The 20,348-nt window shown below is 71.0% G+C and carries 20 protein-coding genes and 1 pseudogene; 19 read left to right on the plus strand and 2 right to left on the minus strand.

All coding sequences use genetic code 11. From position 1 onward, the window contains the following. Positions 1-55 precede the first annotated feature (55 nt). Entirely contained in the window at positions 56-1,420 is a 1,365-nt protein-coding gene (locus RM423_RS02195) for an FAD-binding oxidoreductase (protein ID WP_311421351.1), read from the minus strand. Positions 1,421-1,475: 55 nt separating this feature from the next. Here RM423_RS02195 and RM423_RS02200 point away from each other — a divergent pair, with 55 nt between their 5' ends. The 18 genes and pseudogenes from RM423_RS02200 to RM423_RS02285 all read left to right on the plus strand — a co-directional run bounded on the left by RM423_RS02200 (position 1,476) and on the right by RM423_RS02285 (position 18,518). After that, positions 1,476-3,149 (plus strand): ABC-F family ATP-binding cassette domain-containing protein, encoded by a 1,674-nt coding sequence (locus RM423_RS02200; RefSeq protein WP_311421352.1) that lies wholly within the window; start codon positions 1,476-1,478, stop codon positions 3,147-3,149. 163 nt (positions 3,150-3,312) lie between these two features. Further along, positions 3,313-3,753 (plus strand): 50S ribosomal protein L13, encoded by a 441-nt coding sequence (gene rplM, locus RM423_RS02205; RefSeq protein WP_311421353.1) that lies wholly within the window; start codon positions 3,313-3,315, stop codon positions 3,751-3,753. A 6-nt stretch (positions 3,754-3,759) separates the two neighbouring features. After that, positions 3,760-4,173, plus strand: a complete 414-nt coding sequence (gene rpsI / locus RM423_RS02210) for a 30S ribosomal protein S9 (RefSeq protein WP_396327569.1) — start codon at positions 3,760-3,762, stop codon at positions 4,171-4,173. A 6-nt stretch (positions 4,174-4,179) separates the two neighbouring features. Continuing rightward, the gene (gene glmM / locus RM423_RS02215; RefSeq protein ID WP_311421355.1) at positions 4,180-5,523 is read left to right on the plus strand and encodes a phosphoglucosamine mutase; all 1,344 of its coding nucleotides are present in this window, start codon (positions 4,180-4,182) and stop codon (positions 5,521-5,523) included. Positions 5,524-5,681: 158 nt separating this feature from the next. Then, positions 5,682-6,482 carry a hypothetical protein gene (locus tag RM423_RS02220; protein ID WP_311421356.1) on the plus strand — a complete coding sequence of 267 codons (801 nt, stop codon included), beginning with the start codon at positions 5,682-5,684 and terminating at the stop codon, positions 6,480-6,482. Positions 6,483-6,520: 38 nt separating this feature from the next. Continuing rightward, a complete protein-coding gene (glmS, locus tag RM423_RS02225; RefSeq protein ID WP_311421357.1) occupies positions 6,521-8,368 on the plus strand; it encodes a glutamine--fructose-6-phosphate transaminase (isomerizing) in 1,848 nt (615 codons plus the stop codon). A 9-nt stretch (positions 8,369-8,377) separates the two neighbouring features. Further along, positions 8,378-9,364: pseudogene (locus RM423_RS02230) on the plus strand (NAD(P)/FAD-dependent oxidoreductase); the annotation flags it as partial. A gap of 89 nt (positions 9,365-9,453) precedes the next feature. Beyond that, the gene (locus tag RM423_RS02235; RefSeq protein WP_311421359.1) at positions 9,454-9,822 is read left to right on the plus strand and encodes a holo-ACP synthase; all 369 of its coding nucleotides are present in this window, start codon (positions 9,454-9,456) and stop codon (positions 9,820-9,822) included. Between the two features lie 5 nt (positions 9,823-9,827). Then, complete coding sequence (locus RM423_RS02240; protein WP_311421360.1) at positions 9,828-11,264, plus strand: NAD(P)H-hydrate dehydratase; 1,437 nt, start codon at positions 9,828-9,830, stop codon at positions 11,262-11,264. A gap of 134 nt (positions 11,265-11,398) precedes the next feature. Next, positions 11,399-12,571: an alanine racemase gene (gene alr, locus RM423_RS02245; protein ID WP_311421361.1), complete on the plus strand. Its 1,173-nt coding sequence runs from the start codon at positions 11,399-11,401 to the stop codon at positions 12,569-12,571. Beyond that, entirely contained in the window at positions 12,571-13,710 is a 1,140-nt protein-coding gene (locus tag RM423_RS02250; protein WP_311421362.1) for an alpha/beta fold hydrolase, read from the plus strand. Before alr ends, RM423_RS02250 begins: the two co-directional genes overlap by 1 nt. After that, positions 13,710-14,156 (plus strand): tRNA (adenosine(37)-N6)-threonylcarbamoyltransferase complex ATPase subunit type 1 TsaE, encoded by a 447-nt coding sequence (tsaE, locus tag RM423_RS02255; protein WP_311421363.1) that lies wholly within the window; start codon positions 13,710-13,712, stop codon positions 14,154-14,156. The genes RM423_RS02250 and tsaE overlap by 1 nt, the downstream gene beginning before the upstream one ends. 20 nt (positions 14,157-14,176) lie before the next feature. Beyond that, positions 14,177-14,836 (plus strand): tRNA (adenosine(37)-N6)-threonylcarbamoyltransferase complex dimerization subunit type 1 TsaB, encoded by a 660-nt coding sequence (gene tsaB / locus RM423_RS02260; RefSeq protein ID WP_311421364.1) that lies wholly within the window; start codon positions 14,177-14,179, stop codon positions 14,834-14,836. Continuing rightward, positions 14,833-15,309: a ribosomal protein S18-alanine N-acetyltransferase gene (rimI, locus tag RM423_RS02265; protein ID WP_311421365.1), complete on the plus strand. Its 477-nt coding sequence runs from the start codon at positions 14,833-14,835 to the stop codon at positions 15,307-15,309. The genes tsaB and rimI overlap by 4 nt, the downstream gene beginning before the upstream one ends. Continuing rightward, positions 15,299-16,345 carry a tRNA (adenosine(37)-N6)-threonylcarbamoyltransferase complex transferase subunit TsaD gene (tsaD, locus tag RM423_RS02270; protein ID WP_311421366.1) on the plus strand — a complete coding sequence of 349 codons (1,047 nt, stop codon included), beginning with the start codon at positions 15,299-15,301 and terminating at the stop codon, positions 16,343-16,345. Before rimI ends, tsaD begins: the two co-directional genes overlap by 11 nt. Next, entirely contained in the window at positions 16,345-16,581 is a 237-nt protein-coding gene (locus tag RM423_RS02275) for a hypothetical protein (RefSeq protein ID WP_311421367.1), read from the plus strand. The genes tsaD and RM423_RS02275 overlap by 1 nt, the downstream gene beginning before the upstream one ends. Before the next feature lie 24 nt (positions 16,582-16,605). Next, the gene (locus RM423_RS02280; RefSeq protein WP_311421368.1) at positions 16,606-17,157 is read left to right on the plus strand and encodes a SigE family RNA polymerase sigma factor; all 552 of its coding nucleotides are present in this window, start codon (positions 16,606-16,608) and stop codon (positions 17,155-17,157) included. Beyond that, positions 17,154-18,518: a DUF4232 domain-containing protein gene (locus RM423_RS02285; RefSeq protein WP_311421369.1), complete on the plus strand. Its 1,365-nt coding sequence runs from the start codon at positions 17,154-17,156 to the stop codon at positions 18,516-18,518. Before RM423_RS02280 ends, RM423_RS02285 begins: the two co-directional genes overlap by 4 nt. Positions 18,519-18,521: 3 nt before the next feature. Here the strand turns inward: RM423_RS02285 and RM423_RS02290 are convergent, their stop codons facing one another. Next, entirely contained in the window at positions 18,522-19,712 is a 1,191-nt protein-coding gene (locus RM423_RS02290) for a class I SAM-dependent methyltransferase (protein WP_311421370.1), read from the minus strand. A gap of 181 nt (positions 19,713-19,893) precedes the next feature. Between RM423_RS02290 and groES the strand changes: the two genes are divergently transcribed. Beyond that, positions 19,894-20,205: a co-chaperone GroES gene (gene groES, locus RM423_RS02295; RefSeq protein WP_311421485.1), complete on the plus strand. Its 312-nt coding sequence runs from the start codon at positions 19,894-19,896 to the stop codon at positions 20,203-20,205. Positions 20,206-20,348: the final 143 nt, after the last annotated feature.

Genomic DNA, 20,348 nt, shown 5'->3' on the forward strand with positions numbered 1-20,348 from the left:
CTTACGGGCGGCCGCAGAGCAACCCGTACGACCTCCCGCCCGCGGCGGGCTCCGCTTACAGGACCGCGCCGGGATTGAGAATCCCCAGTGGATCAAGGGCATCCTTGATCCGGTGCGAGAGCGCCATCGCCTCGGGGCCGAGCTGCGCGGGCAGATGGTCCTTCTTGAGCCGGCCCACCCCGTGCTCGCCGGTGATGGTGCCGTCCAGGGCGATGGCGAGCGCCATGATCTCGTCGAAGGCAAGCCGGGCGCGGGCCACCGACTCCGGATCGGCGGCGTTGTACACGACGATGGGATGGGTATTGCCGTCACCGGCATGCGCGACCGTCGGAATCTCGATGTCGTTGCGGGCGGCGATGTCCTCGATGCCGGCGAGCAGTGCGGGCAGCAGCGGTATCGACACCCCGACGTCCTCGAGCATCAGCGAGCCGCGGCTCTCGATGGCGGGGAACGCCGCCCGCCGCGCCACCGCGAACGCCTCGCCCTCGGCCGGGTCGTCCGTGCTGAACACCTCGCGCGCACCGGATGCCTTGCAGGCATTGGCGATCACGGCGATCTCATTGACCGCCGCGGCCCCTCCGACATCGGACTGCGCGAGCAGCAACGCGCCCGCGCTGCGGTCCAGGCCCATCGAGATGTGGTCCTCGACGGCGTTGATGGACGCCCCGTCCATCAGCTCCAGCATCGCCGGGCGCAGCTGGCCGGTGATGGCGACGACCGCCTCGGCCGCCGCCGCGACCGTGCCGAAGGTCGCCACCAGCGTGCTCGGCGGCTTCTGTGCGGGCACCAGTCGCAGCACCGCGCGGGTGACCACGCCCAGGGTTCCCTCGCTGCCGACGAACAGCTTGAGCAGCGACAGCCCGGCGACGTCCTTGAGCCGGGCGCCACCGAGCCGGACCACCGCGCCGTCGGCGAGCACCACGTCCATCCCGAGCACGTAGTCCGTCGTCACCCCGTACTTCACGCAGCACAGGCCACCGGCGTTGGTGGCGATGTTGCCGCCGATGGAGCAGATCTCGAAGGACGACGGGTCTGGGGGATACCACAGGCCGTGCGCGCGGGCGGCCGCCTTCACCTCCACATTGAGGGCGCCCGGTTCGACGATCGCGACCCGGCTGGCCGGGTCGATGACGACCGACCGCATCCGGTCCATGCTGAGCACGATGCCACCGGCGACCGCCGAGGAACCGCCGGACAGGCCACTGCCCGCACCGCGGGGAACGACCGGAATCCGGTTGGCCGCTGCCCACCGCATGGTCGCCTGCACCTCGGCGGTGGTTCGCGGGCGCACCACCGCCAGCGGAACCCCGGCGGCCGGATCGCGGGCCCAGTCGTAGCGGTAGTTGTCCATCAGCGCGGGATCGACCGTGACGGCGTCCTCGGGCAGGTCAGCGCGGAGCGTGTCCAGCAAGGCAGTCATAGCTGATGATTGTGCCCGGGATTTTTGCCGTTGCGCGATCCGGGAAGATGGACTTGTGGGTTATCTCGATGTACAGGCCGTCCGGCACCAGCTTTCCGACGGCAGGATCTTGCTGGACGACGTCAGCTTCCGGGTCGGGGAGGGTGCCAAGACGGCCCTGGTCGGCGCCAACGGCGCGGGCAAGACGACGCTGCTCAGGTTGATCGCGGGCGACCTGACGCCCCAGAGCGGAGCCGTGGCCCGTACCGGCGGCCTCGGCGTCATGCGCCAGTTCATCGGCTCGGTGCGCGACGAGACCGCCGTCCAGGACTTTCTCGTCGGCCTGGCCGCTCCCGGGATCATCCGCGCCTGGGCGGACCTCACGACCGCTGAGCTGGCGATGATGGAGGCCGACGACGAGAAAACCCAGCTGCGCTATGCCCAGGCGCTGAGCGACTGGGGCGATGCGGGTGGTTACGACGCCGAGGTGCTGTGGGACACCGTTACCGTCGCGGCGCTGGGAATGTCCTACGAGCAGTGCAAGTACCGCGAGCTGTCCACCCTGTCCGGTGGCGAGCAGAAGCGGCTCGCGCTGGAGGCGCTGCTGCGCGGGCCGGCCGAGGTGCTGCTGCTGGACGAGCCGGACAACTACCTGGACGTTCCGGGCAAGCAGTGGCTCGAGGAGCGGTTGTGGTCGACGTCCAAGACGGTGCTGTTCGTCAGCCATGATCGCGAGCTGTTGGCCAAGGTGGCCGACCGGGTCGCCACCGTGGAGGGCGGCACGGTGTGGGTGCACGGTGGCGGCTTCGGCTCCTACCACGAGGCTCGGACCCACCGGCACGAGCGGATGGCGGAGCTGCGCCGGCGGTGGGAAGAGGAGCACGCCAGGCTCGTGGACCTGGTACGCACGCTGCAGCAGCAGGCCAAGATCTCACCCGACATGGCCTCGCGCTACCGGGCGATGCAGACCCGGCTGGCCAAGTTCGAGGCGCAGGGACCGCCGCCGGACCTGCCCGAGGAGCAGAACGTGACCATGCGGCTGCGTGGCGGGCGAACCGGTGTGCGGGCGGTGGTCTGCGAAGACGTCGAGCTGACCGGGCTGATGAAGCCGTTCTCGACCGAGATCTTCTACGGCGAGCGGCTGGCGGTGCTCGGTTCCAACGGTGCCGGCAAATCACACTTCCTGCGGCTGCTCGGCGGTGAACCGGTGCGTTCCACCGGATCCTGGAAGCTCGGCGCCCGGGTGGTGCCAGGCCTGTTCGCCCAGACCCATACCCATCCGGAGTGGCTGGGTAGAACTCTGGTCGACCTGCTGTGGCACGGGGAGCCGAGCGAGCATCGACCGAGGTACGAGGGAGGAGCGGAGCGAGGTGGCTACTCGCCCGGTAGGCCGGGGGTGGACCGCGGCCGGGCCATGGCGGCACTGCGGCGTTATGAGCTCAACGGCCAGGGCGACCAGGACTTCGCGACGCTGTCCGGAGGCCAGCAGGCACGGTTCCAGATCCTGCTGCTGGAGCTGTCGGGGGCGACCCTGCTGCTGCTCGACGAGCCGACCGACAACCTGGACGTGCTGTCGGCCGAGGCGCTGGAAGAGGCCCTGGAGTCCTTCGACGGCACGGTGATCTCGGTGACCCACGACCGCTGGTTCGCGCGCACCTTCGACCGGTTCCTGGTGTTCGGGGCGGACGGTGAGGTACGGGAGTCCACGGAACCGGTTTTCACTTCCGCGAGGGTGACCCGCCCGCGGTAGCGGATTTGGAGCACCTCCGGGGAAGGCGGTATCGTGGCTCGCTGGTGCGTGGCGCTCTGTGCCTCGCATCGACGGCCATGTCCCAGGGTCGACCATCGGGAGCCCCCGACGGGACCGTGGGAGCGGTGTTCTTACCGTGAAGACCGACCAGAGAGAGTGAATCTTGACCACCTATACCCCCAAGCCCGGTGACATCACACGTGCGTGGCACGTCATCGACGCCCAGGACATCGTCCTCGGCCGGCTTGCCAGCCATGCCGCGAAGCTGCTCCGGGGCAAGCACAAGCCCCAGTTCGCGTTGCACACCGACACCGGCGACTTCGTGATCATCATCAACGCCGAAAAGGTTGCCGTCTCGCCGAGCAAGCTGGGTGAGTTCCGGTACCGGCACTCCGGTTACCCGGGCGGTCTCTCCAAGCGCACCGTCGGCGAACTGCTCGAGACCAAGCCCGAGCGGCTGATCGAGATCGCCGTCAAGGGCATGCTTCCCAAGAACACCCTCGGTCGCGCCCAGCTGAAGAAGCTGAAGGTCTACAGCGGCCCGACGCACCCGCACGCCGCGCAGACCCCCCAGCCCTTCACGATCACGCAGGTCGCGCAGTAAGCGCGGATCAGGCACCTAGGAGAATTCGCGTTGACTACCCCAGTTCCAGTCGTAGGTCGCCGCAAAGAGGCCGTCGTCCGCGTCCGCCTCGTTCCGGGCACCGGCGTCTTCAAGCTCAACGGTCGCACCATGGATGACTACTTCCCCAACAAGGTCCACCAGCAGCTCATCAAGGAGCCGCTGGTGACCCTGGAGAAGAACGACCAGTACGACATCACCGCCACCCTCGTCGGCGGCGGCATCACCGGGCAGGCCGGCGCGCTGCGCCTGGCGATCTCCCGCGCGCTGATCGGCCTCGAGCCCGATGACCGCCCCGCGCTGAAGAAGGCCGGCTTCCTGACCCGTGACTCGCGGATCAAGGAGCGCAAGAAGTACGGCTTGAAGAAGGCCCGTAAGGCGCCCCAGTACTCCAAGCGCTAACCCTTCGTGTCCCGTTACTTCGGCACGGATGGCGTTCGCGGTCGCGCGAACACCGACCTGACACCCGAGCTGGCACTGGCCGTGGCCAGTGCCGCCGCTCGGGTGTTGGCGTCTCATGACCCGGATGCCTCGCACCGTCCCTTCGCGGTCCTCGGCCGGGACCCGCGTGCCTCCAGCGAGATGCTGGAGGCGGCAGTCGCGGCAGGCCTCACCTCGGCCGGTGCCGACGTCCGGCTGGTCGGCGTGCTGCCGACGCCCGCGGTCGCGTACCTGACCCAGCTGTACGGCGCTGACCTCGGCGTGGTGCTCTCGGCCAGTCACAACCCGATGCCGGACAACGGCGTGAAGCTGTTCGCGCGCGGTGGCCAGAAGCTGCCCGACGACATCGAGGCCGAGATCGAGGCGGAGGTCGACTCCGGTTGGACCGGTCCGCGGCCCACCGGCGCCTCGGTCGGACGCATCACGGTGTCGGGCGACGGTGCTGCCGAGTACGCCGCGCACCTGCTCAAGTCCGCGCCGGCGTCGCTGGCCGGGCTCAAGGTCGTGGTGGACTGCGCTCACGGCGCGGCCTCGTCGGTGGCGGGCGACCTGTTCGCCAGCGCTGGCGCCGACGTGGTGGTGGTGGCCGGTGAGCCGGATGGCCTCAATATCAACGACGGCGTCGGGTCCACGCATATCCACGCGCTGGCCACGGCGGTTCTCAGCCACTCCGCCGACCTGGGGGTCGCCCTGGACGGCGACGCCGACCGGTGCCTGGCCGTCGATGCGACCGGTGCGGTGGTCGACGGCGACCAGATCCTGGCGATCTGCGCCAAGGCCCTCAAGGAGCAGTCGCTGCTCGCCGAGGACACCGTGGTCGCGACCGTCATGAGCAACCTCGGCTTCCACCACGCGATGCGCGACGCCGGCATCGACGTGCTGACCACCGCGGTCGGTGACCGGTACGTGCTCGAGGCGCTCACCGGCAAGGGGCTCAGCCTCGGCGGCGAGCAGTCGGGCCATGTGATCTTCACCGACGCGGCCACCACCGGCGACGGCCTGCTGACCGCACTACGGTTGATGGGGTGCATGGCCGCGGAGGGACGCTCGCTCGCCGAGCTCGCCACTGTCGTCCAGCGCTTGCCGCAGGTGATGGTGAATGTCCGGGTCGCCGACCGCGCGTCGGTCTCTTCCTCTGCCGCCGTCCAGCGGGCCGTGGCGGAGGCGAGCGCCGAACTGGGCGACGAGGGGCGGATCCTGCTGCGTCCGTCCGGAACCGAGCAGCTGATCCGGGTCATGGTCGAGGCGGCCACCCAGGATCGGGCCGATGCCATCGCGCACCGGGTCGCCGATGTGGTGCGCTCGGCCTAGCTGCTGGTTGTTCACCTGTGCCGTACCCCTCTCGTTAGGTTCGGATAGGTATCGGATTTGGGTATCGACACTCAGCCGTGCCCGAACGGGCTCCCGCGCGACCCCGTTGGACGACGTGATGACAGAACGTGATGACAGAAACTGATGACAGAAGGCTGATGGCAGAGACTGAGGAGATCGGAAGCAAGCAGTCCGAGGGACTGTCGCTGTCGGTCACCCAACTTGTGGCCAGCGTGCTCGCCGCGGTCAGCTCGTCGGTGGCGGCCTCGGTGTTCGGCGTCGCCGGAACCGTCATCGGGGCGGCCCTGGGCAGCCTCGTCAGCGTCATCGGCAGCGCCGTCTACTCCTACTCCCTCAAGCGCACGCAGGAGCGGGTGCGCAGCACGCTGGACCTGGCCGTCGCCAAGCGCTTCGACGTCAAGGGCGGGGCAACGGCCGCTGACGCTGAACAGGCAGCGGGTACCGAGTCCGCGGCCGTTCCTGCCGGGAACGGTTCCGTGGCACGGTCCTGGCGGCGGTTCCGCACGCTCAAGCCCAAACAACTGGGCATCGCTGCCGCGGCGCTGTTCGTCCTCACCCTGGGTCTCATCACCAGCTTCGAGTTGCTGTCCGGGCGGCCGGTCTCGGCCACGGTGACCGACAAGCAGGGCTCCGGCGTCAGCCTCGTCGGCGGCCACACCAGCAAGGCCAAGCAGCCCAGCGCACCTGCCTCACCGTCCAGCACCGGCACGTCCAGCACGCGGCCCGGCACGTCGAACACGCCGTCCGACACTCCGAGCGCCACGCCGAGTGCGTCTCCGTCCGCGTCCGACAGTCCGTCGTCAGCGCCGTCGGACCTACCCTCGGCTTCAGCCAGCCCCTCGACGTCCGACACCGCACCGACCGAATCGGCACCCGCCGGTTCGGCGTCCATGCAGCTGGGGACGCCGAACCCGACAGGTACCGCGGCCAGCGGCTAACCCGCCTGCGGGGCGCCGCTCACGTAGGCTCTACGGCTATGTGCGGCATCGTTGGATACGTAGGACCCCGGGCTGCCCTGGACGTCGTGGTGCAGGGCCTGCGCAGGCTGGAATACCGCGGCTACGACTCCTCCGGAGTGGCCGTTGTGAGTGCCGGCGGCCAGCTGCAGGTCGCCAAGAAGGCCGGCCGTATCGAGAATCTCGATACCGAACTGGCGATTCGCGACATCTCCGGCCGCACCGGCATCGGGCACACCCGCTGGGCAACGCACGGCGCGCCGAACGACCAGAACGCCCACCCGCACCTGGACGAGGCGCAGCGGATCGCGGTCGTCCACAACGGGATCATCGAGAACTTCAGCGAACTGCGGACCGCCCTGAAGAACGCGGGCGTCGAGTTCCGGTCCGAGACCGACAGTGAGACGGTCGCGCACCTGGTGGCGGCCGAGCTGGCTGCGGGCGCCACCGATCTTGCCGAAGCCGTCCGGCTGGTCTGCCGCAAGCTGGCGGGCGCCTTCACCCTCGTCGTCCTCGACCGCGAGCACCCGGACACGGTCGTCGGCGCACGCCGCAACTCGCCGCTGGTGCTCGGTGTCGGGAACCGCGAGAACTTCCTCGGCTCGGACGTGGCCGCGTTCATCGAGTACACGAACCAGGCCGTCGAGCTCGGCCAGGACCAGATCGTCGAGATCTCCGCCGACGGCTATCGGATTCTCGACTTCGACGGCACGCCGGTGGACGGCGTCCGCTTCACCATCGACTGGGACCTGACCGCCGCCGAGAAGGGCGGCTACGACTACTTCATGCTCAAAGAGATCGACGAGCAGCCGAGTGCCGTCCAGGCGACGTTGATGGGGCACTTCCTCGACGGCCAGATCGTTCTGGACGAGCAGCGCCTGGACGCCTCCATCCTGCGTGAGATCGACAAGGTGTTCGTCGTCGCCTGCGGTACGGCCTATCACGCCGGGCTGATCGCCAAGCACGCCATCGAGCACTGGACCCGCATCCCGGTCGAGGTCGAGATGGCCTCGGAGTTCCGCTACCGGGACCCGGTGCTGGACCGGCAGACGCTCGTGGTGGCCATCAGCCAGTCCGGCGAGACGGCCGACACCCTGGAGGCGGTGCGGCACGCCAAGGACCAGAAGGCCACCGTGCTGGCCATCTGCAACACCAACGGCGCCCAGATCCCGCGCGAGTCCGACGCCGTTCTGTACACCCACGCCGGCCCCGAGATCGGGGTCGCCGCGACCAAGACCTTCACCGCCCAGGTGGCGGCGGTGCTGATCGTCGCGCTGGCGCTGGCACAGGCCCGGGGCACCAAGTTCGGTGACGAGATCGCCGCCGAGTACCAGATGCTGGAAGCCATGCCGGCCCTGATCACCGAGGCGCTCGGGGTTGTGGATCAGGTCCGGACGCTGGCCCGCGAGATCGCCGATGCCAAGGCGATCCTGTTCCTGGGCCGCCACGTCGGCTACCCGGTCGCTCTGGAGGGCGCGCTCAAGCTGAAGGAACTGGCGTACATGCATGCCGAGGGCTTTCCGGCCGGCGAGCTCAAACACGGGCCGATCGCGCTGATCGAGCCTGGCCTGCCGGTCGTCGTGGTGATGCCCTCGCCGGGGGGGCGGCCGGTGCTGCACTCCAAGATGCTGTCCAACATCGCCGAGATCTCCGCCCGCGGTGCTCGGACCATCGTTATCGCCGAGGTCGGGGACGAGCGGGCCGCCAAGCACGCCGCGCACCTGATCGAACTGCCCGTGGTGCCGACGCTGCTGTCCCCGCTGCTCACGACCATCCCGATGCAGGTGCTGGCCGCCGAGATCGCCCAGGCGCGCGGGTTCGATGTCGACAAGCCCCGCAACCTCGCCAAGTCGGTCACCGTCGAATAGGTTCACCGCGTGAGTGCAACCAGCGGAAGCGAGACCACCGTTCAGACATCGGTCGATGTATTGATCGTCGGCGCCGGGCCGGTGGGGCTGTTCGGTGCCTACTACGCCGGCGTCCGGGGCCTGTCCACGGCGGTGCTCGACTCGCTGCCCGAACCGGGCGGCCAGATCACCGCGATGTACCCCGAGAAGGCGATCTTCGACGTCGCCGGCTTTCCCGCCATCCGCGGCCGGGAGCTGGTCGAGAACCTGATCGCCCAGGCGGCGCCGTTCTCGCCGGCCTATCTGCTCGGCCAGCAGGCCGTCGGGCTGGAGCGCGGCGACGGGTTCGTGGTGACCACGTCGGCCGGTGCCCGGGTGCACGCCCGCGCCGTGATCGTCACCGGCGGCATCGGCACCTTCACCCCACGGCCGCTGCCCACCGGCGAGGAGTTGCTGGGCCATGGCGTCGTGCACTTCGTTCCCGATCCCCAGGAGTACCGCGGCCTGGACGTCGTCATCGTCGGCGGTGGCGACTCCGCGGTGGACTGGGCGCTGCTGCTCGAGCCCATCGCCAAGTCGGTCGCGGTGGTGCACCGGCGGGCGTCCTTCCGGGCGCACCCGCACTCGGTCGAGGTGATGCAGGCATCCTCGATACGGATCGTGACCGACGCCCAGATACGTGCGGTGGTCGGGGACCCGGTGACCGGTGTCGACGTCAGCGTCGCGGGTGAGGTCGAGTCGCTGCCGTGTGATCGGCTGGTGGCAGCGCTGGGCTTCATCGCCAATCTCGGCCCGCTTCTGGAGTGGGGGCTGCACATCGAGCAGAAACGCCACATCGTCGTCTCGACGACCATGGCCTCCTCAGTGCCCGGTCTCTATGCCGCCGGTGACATCTGCGAGTACGAGGGCAAGGTACGGCTGATCGCCACCGGCTTCGGTGAGGTGGCCACGGCCGTCAACAATGCCTTCGCCTACCTGGACCCGACGGCGTCGATCTTTCCCGGGCACCTGTCCGACTACGCCCCGCCGGGGGCCATCGGCTCGCCCGGCACCCCGACCACGACGCATCCCGGCGAGCCGTCACCGGTGCGCATGTCCGCACCCGCGTGATCATCGGTGTGGGCATCGACGTGGTGCCGATCGCCCGGTTCGAGGCTGCCTCGGAGCGCACCGGCAAGCTCATCGCCAGGCTGTTCACGGCGGCCGAGCGGGTCACCGAGGCGGGACTGCCCCGCTCCGCCGAGTCGCTGGCGGCCCGGTTCGCCGCGAAGGAGGCCGCGGCCAAGGCGCTCGGCTCACCCGGTGGGATGGCCTGGCACGACGCCGAGATCGTGGTCGACGCCCACGGCCGGCCGAGCCTGAGCGTGCAGGGAACCGTCGCGGCCCAAGCGGACAAGCAGGGCGTCCGGAACTGGCACGTCTCACTGTCACATGACGGCGGGATCGCCTCCGCCGTCGTCATCGCGGAGGGCTGACCGGCATGGCAGGGGTGTGGCCGGTGGCCGAGATCCGGGCGGCCGAGGACCGGGTACGGGCCGGCCTGCCCGAGGGCTCGCTGATGGCCCGGGCGGCACGTGCGATAGCCGTCCAGGCGCGGGCGATGCTCGGCTTCGGTTACGGCGCGCGGGTGCTGCTGCTCGTCGGCTCGGGCGACAACGGCGCGGACGCGCTGTACGCCGGGGCCCAGCTGGCCCGGCGGGGGATCGCGGTGCAGGCGGTCGCGGCTGATCCTGCCCGCGTCGACGGGGCGGCGCTGGCCGCGCTGCGCCGGGCCGGTGGCCGGCTCATTCCCCTGGAGCGGGCGGGCGACGCGGACCTGATCGTCGACGGGCTGCTGGGCATCGGCGCGAGCGGGCCGCTACGGGGCGCGCTCGTGCCGCTGGTACGGCACGCCTCGGATTCACCGGCGCCGGTACTGGCGATCGACCTTCCGTCCGGAGTCGATCCGGACACCGGCGCGGTCGCCGGCCCGGCGGTGCGGGCCGACGTCACGGTGTGCATGGGCGCGCTCAAGCCCGGCCTGCTGGTGGGGGCCGGGCGGCTGCACGCCGGCCGGCTGCTCGTGGTGGACCTGGGTCTTCACGCCGAGCTGGCCGGGCTCACTGAGCTGGCCCAGCCGATGATCCGGCGCCTGGACGAGGACGAGATTGCCGCCGCCCTGCTGGAACCGGGGCCGGACGACGACAAGTACACCCGCGGCGTAGTCGGAGTCGCGGCCGGTTCGCAGGCCTATCCCGGTGCCGCGCAGCTGTGCGTGGGGTCCGCCCGGCTCGGCGGGGTAGGGGCGGTCCGCTACGCCGGGCACGCCGCGCACGAGGTGGTCCGGCGGTGGCCCGAGGTACTGGTGACCGAGACGGTGGCCGAGGCCGGCCGGGTGCAGGCCTGGGTGGTCGGTCCCGGGCTGGGCAGCACGTCCGACGCGGTGAAGTCCCTGCGGGGCGTGCTCGGCTCGGACGTCCCCGCCGTGGTCGACGCGGACGGGCTGAACCTGCTGGTGGAGCGCCGGCAGTTGCTCAGCGACCGGGGCGCAGCCACCGTGCTGACCCCGCACGATCGCGAGTTCGAGCGCCTGTTCGGCCCGGTCGGCACCGACCGGATCGCCGCCGCGCGCCGGGCCGCTGCCGAGTCCGGAGCGGTGGTGCTGCTCAAGGGCTATGCCACCGTCGTCGCCGAGCCGGACGGCCACTGCTACCTCAACCCGACCGGAACCGCCGCCCTGGCGACGGCCGGCTCCGGCGACGTGCTCGCGGGGCTGACCGGTTCGCTGCTGGCCGCAGGCATCCAACCGGGACTGGCAGCCGCGACGGCCGCGTACCTGCACGGGGCCGCTGGGGCACGCGCCGCGCAGGACGGACCGGTGGTGGCCAGTGACCTGCTGCCTGCCCTACGCGCGGAGCTCGCCGCGCTGACCACCTGAGCCGCCCGAACGTCCCCAGCCACTTGCGCCCCGCGCCGCTGAGCCGCCTGAGGGCCGTCCGGCTGAGCAGCCTGAGGGCCGTCCGGCTGAGCAGCCTGCGCCTCGTCCGGCGTGACGTTTGAGAGACTGGCGGCATGCTCCGTTCAGAGGCCGTCATCGACCTTGCCGCCATCACCGCCAACGTCGCGACCCTCAAGGGCCGCACCCCGGCAGAGCTGATGGCCGTGGTCAAGGCGGACGGTTACGGCCACGGCCTGGTGCCCTCCGCACGGGCCGCGCTGGCCGGTGGCGCGACCTGGTTGGGGGTGGCGATGCTGGATGAGGCGGTCGCACTGCGCCGGGCCGGTGTCACCGAGCGGGTGCTCGCCTGGCTCTGGACACCGGTGGAGACCGCCGCCCTGCGTGCGGCGCTGGCGTCCGACGTCGATATCTCGGTGTCCTCCCAACAGCAGTTGGACCTGGTGGTGGCCACCGCCGCGGAACTCGGCCGCGCTGCCCGGGTGCACCTGAAGATCGACACCGGCCTGGCCCGCAACGGGGTGACCGCGCAGGAGTGGCCGGGGCTCGTGACCGCCACCGCCAAGGCCGCCGCTACCGGAGTCGTCGAGACCACCGGGATCTGGAGCCACTTCGTGTACGCCGACTCGCCGGGGCATCCGACGACCGCCAGCCAGGTGGAGCGCTTCACCGAGGCCGTGGACGTGGCCCGGCGGCTCGGCGTGGTCCCCGAGGTCCGGCATCTGGCCAACTCCGCGGGGACCGTGACCCTGCCGGCGGCGCACTTCGACCTGGTGCGGCCGGGGGTCGCGGTGTACGGGCTGTCGCCGGTGCCGTCCCAGGGCGACTTCGGACTGGTGCCGGCGATGACCCTGCGCAGCACCCTCGCCAACGTCAAGCGCGTCGGCCCGGACCAGGGCGTCAGCTACGGCCACCAGTACCGGACCGCGGCCGCCAGCACCCTGGCGCTGGTGCCGCTGGGCTACGCCGACGGAGTGCCGCGCGCGGCGACGAACGTGGGACCGGTGGCCATCAACGGACGGCGCTACACGGTCAGTGGCCGGGTCTGCATGGACCAGTTCGTGGTTGATCTCGGGGACGCCCGGGCCAGCGAGGGCGACACCGTGGTGCTGTTCGGTCCGGGAACCGGCGGGGAGCCGACCGCGCAAGACTGGGCCGACGTCCTGGACACCATCCACTACGAGATCATCACCCGCATCGGCGCCCGGGTACCCCGTACGTACGTTCCCGCTGACCCGTCCCGGACGGCCGATTCGGCGTTGGCCGGCCCAGCGGCGGGATCGTCCTGATGCGCGTCCACAAGGTCGAGGCCCTGGTCGGCGGATCGATCGGCCTGCTCACCGCCGTCGCTGCCGCGGGACTGGCGCAGCAGCGCCGCTCGGTCGACCGGGACCGGGCGCAGGTCACCCCGAAGTCCGCGGCCGACTTCGGTGCGCTGCCGATCGACCGCCAGGGGATCGTGCACACCGAGGACGGCGTCGACCTGCACTACGAAGAGGTCGGGCCCCTCGACGCGGGACTGACGGTGGTGTTCGTGCACGGCTTCGCGCTGAGCCTGGGCACGTTCCACTTCCAGCGACTGGCGCTGCGGGAGGAGTTCGGCGACCGCGTCCGCATGGTGTTCTACGACCAGCGCTCACACGGCCGGTCCGCGCACTCGTCGTCCGCCGGATGCACTCTCGAGCAGACCGGCCGTGACCTGTACAGCGTGCTGGACCAGCGGGTGCCGACCGGGCCGGTGGTGCTGGTGGGCCATTCCATGGGTGGCATGACCGTGATGGCGTTGGCCGACCAGCATCCCGAGCTGTTCAGCGGCACTACCCGCACCAGCGACGACATCGGCCCTACTGGCGATCCGGCTCGCGTCCGGTCCGTGGTGCTGATCAACACCTCGTCCGGTGAGCTGAAGACGATCACCCTGGGGCTGCCCAACGCGCTCGCGCGGCTGCGTGGGCCGGTGCTGCCGGTGGTGCTCCGGCGCGCGGCCAAGAGCGCCGCGCTGGTGGAGCGCGGCCGGGAGCTCGGCAAGGACCTGGCTTGGCTGATGACCAAGCGGCTGAGCTTCGCCTCGCCCGATGTGGACCCCGCCGTGGTGGCCTACAGCACCAACCTGATCGCGGCCACGCCGGTCACCGTCGTCGCCGACTTCTATCCCACCCTGATGGCCCACGACGGCCAGCTGGGGCTGCGCAACCTGCGGCACTGCCCGGTGCTGGTCATCGGCTCGGACCACGACGCCCTGACCCCGCTGTCGCACTCCGAGCAGATTGCCCGGGCGCTGCCCGGGGCCACCCTCGTCGTGGCCGCCGACTCCGGGCACCTGCTGGTGCTGGAGCACCCGGACCTGGTGAACAAGCCGCTGATCGCCGTCGTCCACTCCGCACTGGACGGCGCCGCCTCTCCGGTCGGTTCGGCACGGACTCGCTGATGGTCCTGCTGCGGACCCCGGACGAGACGCACGAGTTCGGGCGACGGCTGGCGGAGCTGCTGCGTCCGGGTGACCTGCTGGTGCTGACCGGTCCGCTGGGCGCGGGCAAGACCGCGCTGACCCAGGGCATCGGCGCGGGGCTGGCTGTGCGCGGCCGGGTGGTCTCGCCGACGTTCGTGATCGCGCGGGTTCATCCCGGCGGGCGGATACCGCTGGTGCACGTGGACGCCTACCGGCTGGGCTCGCTGGACGAGGTGGACGATATGGACCTCGACGTGGCCGTGGCTGACTCGGTGACCGTGGTGGAGTGGGGCGCGGGACTGGTGGAGCAACTCGCCGACGCTCGGCTGGAGGTCAAGCTCAGCCGGCTGCCGGACTCCGAGGTGCGCGAGGTCGACCTGGTGCCGGTCGGCGGGGACTGGGCCACGCGCCTGACGCGGCTGTAGCTGCGATTAGGCTGGCGCGCGTGCTGGCTCTGGTGATCGACACGTCGTCGGCCGCGGTGACCGCGGGCGTCGCCGAGGTCGCGTCCGGGGTTGCTCCGAGGGTGCTGGCACAGCAGGTCATCATCGATGCCCGGGCACACGGGGAGCGGCTGGCCCCGTCCATCCAGGCCAGTCTGGCCGAGGCGGGCGTGCGGTTTCCAGACCTGGCCGCCGTCGTCGCCGGCACCGGTCCGGGGCCGTTCACCGGCCTGCGCGTCGGCCTGGTCACCGCGGCGGCCATCGGGGACGCGACGGGGCTGCCGACGTACGGGGCGTGCTCGCTCGACGCGATCGCGGCCGTCCACGCGGACTGCGCGGACCTGCTCGTGGCCGGTGACGCCCGCCGCAAAGAGGTGTACTGGGCGCGCTACCGGCACGGGATACGAACCGCCGGACCCGAGGTGACCAAGCCCGCCGAGCTCAGCACGGAAGCGGCCGCGATGGCCGGCGCCGGTGCCCGGCTCTACTCCGACGTCCTGGGCCTGCCCCTGCTGGAGGAGGACTACCCACCGGTGGCGGGGCTCGCCGCGGTGGCCGCCGAGCGGGTGCTGAACCGGGCACCGGGGGAGCCGCTGACCCCGCTGTACCTGCGGCGCCCCGACGCGGTCGCGCCGGGTGAGCGCAGGCAGGTGACCGCGTGACAGCACCCAATTCCGCTCAGCTTCCGCTTCCGAGGCTGCGCCCGATGCGCGCCGCCGACCTCGATGTCCTGCTGGCCCACGAGCAGGCAATGTTCGGCAGCGAGGCATGGTCACGGGAGAGTTACCTCGATGAGCTGGCTGACACCGAGCTGCGCTATTACCTGGTCGCCGAGAACGCCGACGGCGTGCTGCTCGGCAGCGGCGGGCTGATGACCATCGGCGAGACGGCGCAGATCCTGACCGTCGGCGTGCTGCCCGCCGCCCGGCGACACGGTCTGGGACGGGTGCTGGTACGGGCGCTGATCACCGAGGCTCGTCGGCGCGGCGCGTCCGAGGTGCTGCTGGAGGTCCGTGAGGACAACCTGGCCGCCCGCAAGCTGTACGAAGCTGAGGGCTTTGCGAACCTGGGACGCCGCCGGGGCTACTACGACCGGGGCCGGGTGGATGCGGTGACGATGCGCTATGCGATCTAGCGACCAGCCCCTGGTGCTCGGCATCGAGACGTCCTGTGACGAGACCGGCGTCGGCATCGTGCGGGGCACCGAACTGCTGGCCGACGCGGTGGCCTCCAGCGTCGAGGAGCACGCCCGCTTCGGTGGCGTGGTGCCGGAGGTGGCCAGCCGCGCGCACCTGCAGGCGATGGTGCCGACGGTGCACCGGGCGTGCGCCGACGCCGGAATCGCGCTGACCGATGTCGACGCCATCGCGGTGACCGCCGGGCCGGGCCTGGCCGGAGCGCTGCTGGTCGGCGTCGCGGCGGCCAAGGCGTACTCGCTGGCGCTCGGCAAGCCGCTGTACGGGGTGAACCACCTGTCCGCCCATGTCGCAGTGGACCTGCTCGAGCACGGTCCGCTGGACGAGGCGTGTATCGCGCTGCTCGTCTCGGGCGGGCACTCCTCGATCCTGCGCGTCCCCCGGGTCGGCGGCCTGGAGCTGACCGAGCTCGGGGCGACACTGGACGACGCGGCCGGCGAAGCGTTCGACAAGGTTGCCCGGCTGCTGGGCTTGGGCTTTCCCGGTGGGCCGCTGATCGACCGGGCCGCTCGCGAGGGCGACCCGGCGGCCATCGCGTTCCCCCGGGGCCTGACCGGTTCCCGCGACCCGGCGTTCGCCTTCTCGTTCTCGGGCCTGAAGACGGCCGTCGCCCGCTGGGTGGAGGCTCGGGAGCGGGCCGGCGAGCCGGTTCCGGTCGCCGATGTCGCGGCCTCGTTCCAGGAGGCGGTCGTCGACGTCCTGACGAGCAAGGCGATCCGGGCGGCGAGGGAGGCCGGCATCGACTACCTGCTGCTCGGCGGCGGGGTGGCCGCGAACTCCCGGCTGCGCGAACTCGCCCTACAGCGCTGCCAGCAGGCCGGCATCCGGCTGCGGGTTCCCCGGCCGGGGCTCTGTACCGACAACGGGGCCATGGTGGCGGCGCTGGGGGCCCAGCTTGTCGCCGCCGGCGCCACCCCGTCCGAGCTCGACATCCCCGCCGACTCCGCCATGCCGATCGCCGAGGTGCTGGTCTGATGCCGGTGACCATGTGGGAGGTCCGCGCCGCCCCGGGCCGGCTCGACGAGTTGCGGAACTGGGTGCTGACACGGGTCGACGAGACGGCTCAGGTGTACCGCAGCGCCGGCGGTGAGCCCCGGCTGGTGGTGATCGACCCGACCGGTTCGGCCGCGCACCAGTTGGCGGACGTGCCGGGGGAGCTGGTCGCCCGGCCGGCGCATGCCTGGGACTTCGAGTCCGCGCGCAATGTTTGAGTCGACCCGCGACGTCTAGTAGCTGTGACCGGCATCGAGGGGAGCTCGGACGAGCGCTTCAGCGCGTTCGTCGGCGAGCACACCGATGCCCTGCTGCGCACCGCGTACCTGCTCACCCGCAATGCCGTCGAGGCCGAAGAGGTCGTGCAGGACACCCTGGTCTGGCTCTATCCGCGCTGGGCGCAGGTCGAGGCCGCGCGGTACCAGCTGGCCTACGTCCGCAAGGCGGTGGTCAACCGGTTTCTGGCGGGGCAGCGCCGGATGTCCTCGACGGAGGTGCGTTTCGACGAGTCGTTCGCCCTCTATGCCGAGCAGCCGGGCCATCGGGACGAGGCGGCCGAGGTGGACGAGCGGATGGCGATGTGGCGTGAGTTGGGCGCCCTGTCCGAGCGCCAGCGGGCCGCGATCGTGCTGCGGTTCTTTCACGACCTGCCCGACGACGAGGTGGCCGGGGTTCTGGACTGCCGGGTGGGAACGGTGCGCAGCCTGATCAGCCGGGCGCTGGCCGCCCTGCGCGGCACCGGCAGCTTCGCCGACGACGCGACCGGCTCGCATTATCTGAGGAACGTGACATGAGCAAGAAGACGCTGCCCGACGAGCTGCGTTCGGTGCTGCTCGCGCGGTCCCTCGACGCCCCGGAGCCGACCGAGACGATGCGGCGGGTCCTTGCCGACACGGTCGGCGCCGGGGCGAGCCACCAGCCTCGGCTAAGCGACCGGCCTGGGCTAGGCGACCGGCCTGGGCTAGGCCACCGGACCGGGGCAGGCGACCGGCCTGCCGCGCGTGTTCGCGCCGGCCGGCCTAGCTGGTTGCGCTGGCCGCCGTCCGGATTCCTGGTTGCTGCGGTCACCGTCGCGCTGCTGGTGATCGGCGTCGGCGCGCTGGCCCGGCTCGGGCAGTCGGGCCAGTCCGGCTCGGCGACGAGCAGTAACGCCGTCGGCTCTGCCGAGAAGAACTCTGCCGGGAAGAACTCTGCCGGGAAAAACGCTGCCGGAAGCAACTCAGCTGGCGAAGGCACCCGGACCGGCGCGGCGATGGACCCCAAGGCACAAGCACGCGGGACGGAGTTGCCGAGTGACGGGGCGGAGCAGGGCAGCCCGGCTCCGCCGGCTGGGCCGACGCCGCCGTTCCCGAAGGACCTGAACTGCTCCTCGATCGGCGGTGGCAGGCGCGGCATCGGAGCGTGGGCGGCGGATCCGGCGACCCCGGGAAGCAACGGCCTGCGGTTCTATGAGTTCCGGTGTACCGGCCCCAGCGGCCAGCGCCTGGCCAGTGAGGTGCAGGAGTTCAGGCGCACCGGATCATTCCTGGCCTACGTGCAGACACTGCTGCCGCTCGGACTGAACCAGCATGTCGACTTCATCACCATCGAGGGCGGCGCGGTGCTCATCCGGAGCGCGAACGTCTCCGGTGTCGACATGGGTGATGTTGTCCAGCGCACCTACACCCTCAACAGTGGTCCGGGGTACCGGGTCACCTCCAAGCTGATCGCCCGGGCCTGCACCGGCAAGGACCTGACCACGACAGGCAGCACCAGTGCCGAGATTCGGACGACGTCGGGCACCGTCGTGTCGGCCCATGCACTGCTGCAGTTCACCAACCGCAGCTATCTGGCGTGCGCCATGGAGGGCTATCCGGCGGTTCGGTCGTTGGTGGGCTCCCGAGCCGTCGGCCCGCCGACCGACACCATGCTCAGCGGGGTCGGCGGTGGCGTCCGGAACGGGGTGGTACCGCCCATTGTGGTGCTGGCGCCGGGCAGCACCGCCGCCGCGATCGTGGAACTCGGCGAGTGGACGGGCAGCTCGCAGTGCGCCTCGACCGATCACCTGGCCGTGTCACTGCCGAACGGAACGGTGCTGCCCCCCGTTCCGGTCTCGCTCGGGGCCTGTGCCGTCACGGTCCACCCCGTCGTGGGCAGTCCACTGGGATCGGACTGAGCTTCAGCCCTGTACAGGCTCGGCCAGCACGGCCAGCCGGCTTTCGCCCACCCGGGCCAGCAGCACCGTGATCGAGTTGGGTCCCTGTGGTTTCAGCTCCCGCCGCAGGCCGGCCGGGTCGATGTCCACCCCGCGCTTCTTGATCTCGACGATGCCCACCTGGCGGCGCCTCAACTCCGCGCGCAGCGGCTTTACCGAGTACGGCAGGACGTCGAGCACCCGGTAACCCCGGGCCAAGGCTGTGCTCACGGGAGCGTCGGCGCTCAGGTAGGCCAGGTGCTCGTCGATCCGCCGGCCGCCGGGCAGCAACGCGGAAACCTGCTGCACCAGACCGGCCCGGATGACGGCGCCGTCCGGCTCGTACAGGTACGCACCGACCGGCCCGATCGCGGGCGAGGACGGGTCCGCGTCGGTCAGGTGCTCGCCCGAGGGCAAGACCGTTGCCCGGTAAGAGACGTCCCGTGCGGTCGCCGCTCTGAAGGCGGCTGACCACAGCACCGCCTCTTTCACGCCGCCGGCGAAGGACACCCACTCGGCCTCGGCCCCGGCCGGGATCAGGCGGTGATCGAGGCCCGGGGCGAGCTTGGCGGCCGCGTATCCGCCGCTGGTGAGGACGTCCAGGACGAAGTCGAAGCTGGGCGAGTACGCCCTGGGGTCGAAGGTCCGGCCGCGGTCGGTGCGCCGAGCCGGATCGAGGAACACCGATTCGGCCGCCCGCCAGTCCGCGTCCTCGGCGTTGCTGGTCACGATCGGCGCGTCGGCGTTCGCGGCGGCGATCGCGGCCGTGCCCGGGTCACGCTCCACGCCGGTAACGGCGAGCCCGGCTCGCTGGAAGGCCAGCACGTCCGCGCCGATCCCGCAGCACAGGTCGAGCACGGAACTCAGCCCGGCGCCGGCGTACCGGGCGGCGCGGTGGTCGGCGATCTCGACCCGGGTGGCCTGCTCCAAGCCGTCCGGGGTGAACAGCAGTGAGCCGGCCAGCGCGCCGAACTTCGCCCGGGCCCGGGCGCGGAGTGCCGCCTGGGCGAGCGCGACCGTGGCGAGCCCCGGATCGAGCGAGCGCCGCAGTGCCGCAGCCCGCCGAATCGGGTCCAGCTCGCCCAGGGACTCCGCCAGCTCGATCGCCCGCCACAGCTCGCCCCGTCCGGCGGCGGTCGACAGGAAGTCCGGAAGCACGCCCCCAGTGTCGCCCACGCCGCGCACGAGCTCCTGGCCGCACGCCTCCGGCCGAGTTGGCACCCGCCCGGTGTTGAGCGTTGGCACTCTCGGAGCTAGAGTGCTAGTCAAGGCAAGGCTGACCCCCGCGACGGCAGCCAGCGCCGGATCGCCAGACATTTCCATTCCGCATGATCCAGATCGACCCCAAGGAGGGGAGCTGCTCGTGACCGCCACCAAGGTCAACATCAAGCCGCTTGAGGACCGCATCGTGGTCCAGGCGCTGGAAGCCGAGACCACCACCGCGTCCGGCATCGTCATCCCTGACACCGCCAAAGAGAAGCCGCAAGAGGGCACCGTCCTCGCCGTCGGCCCGGGCCGGATCGACGACAAGGGCAACCGCGTCCCCGTCGACGTGTCCGAGGGCGACGTCGTTCTGTACTCCAAGTACGGCGGCACCGAGGTCAAGTACGCCGGCCAGGAGTACCTGGTTCTTTCGGCGCGCGACGTCCTCGCGGTCATCGTCAAGTAATTCGGGCGACGACTTCCGCCAGAACGAAGGCTTACTTCGAGAAGGCCCCGGAGCGCACTGCGCCCCGGGGCGTTCTCGGTTCCGGGATCTGCACGGGTTCCCGACCGCTCCGGCGATCGAGCCCGTGCCGGTCCACTGCGGCT

The sequence above is a fragment of the Jatrophihabitans lederbergiae genome, assembly GCF_031845305.1.
GTDB classification, from domain to species: domain Bacteria; phylum Actinomycetota; class Actinomycetes; order Mycobacteriales; family Jatrophihabitantaceae; genus Jatrophihabitans_A; species Jatrophihabitans_A lederbergiae.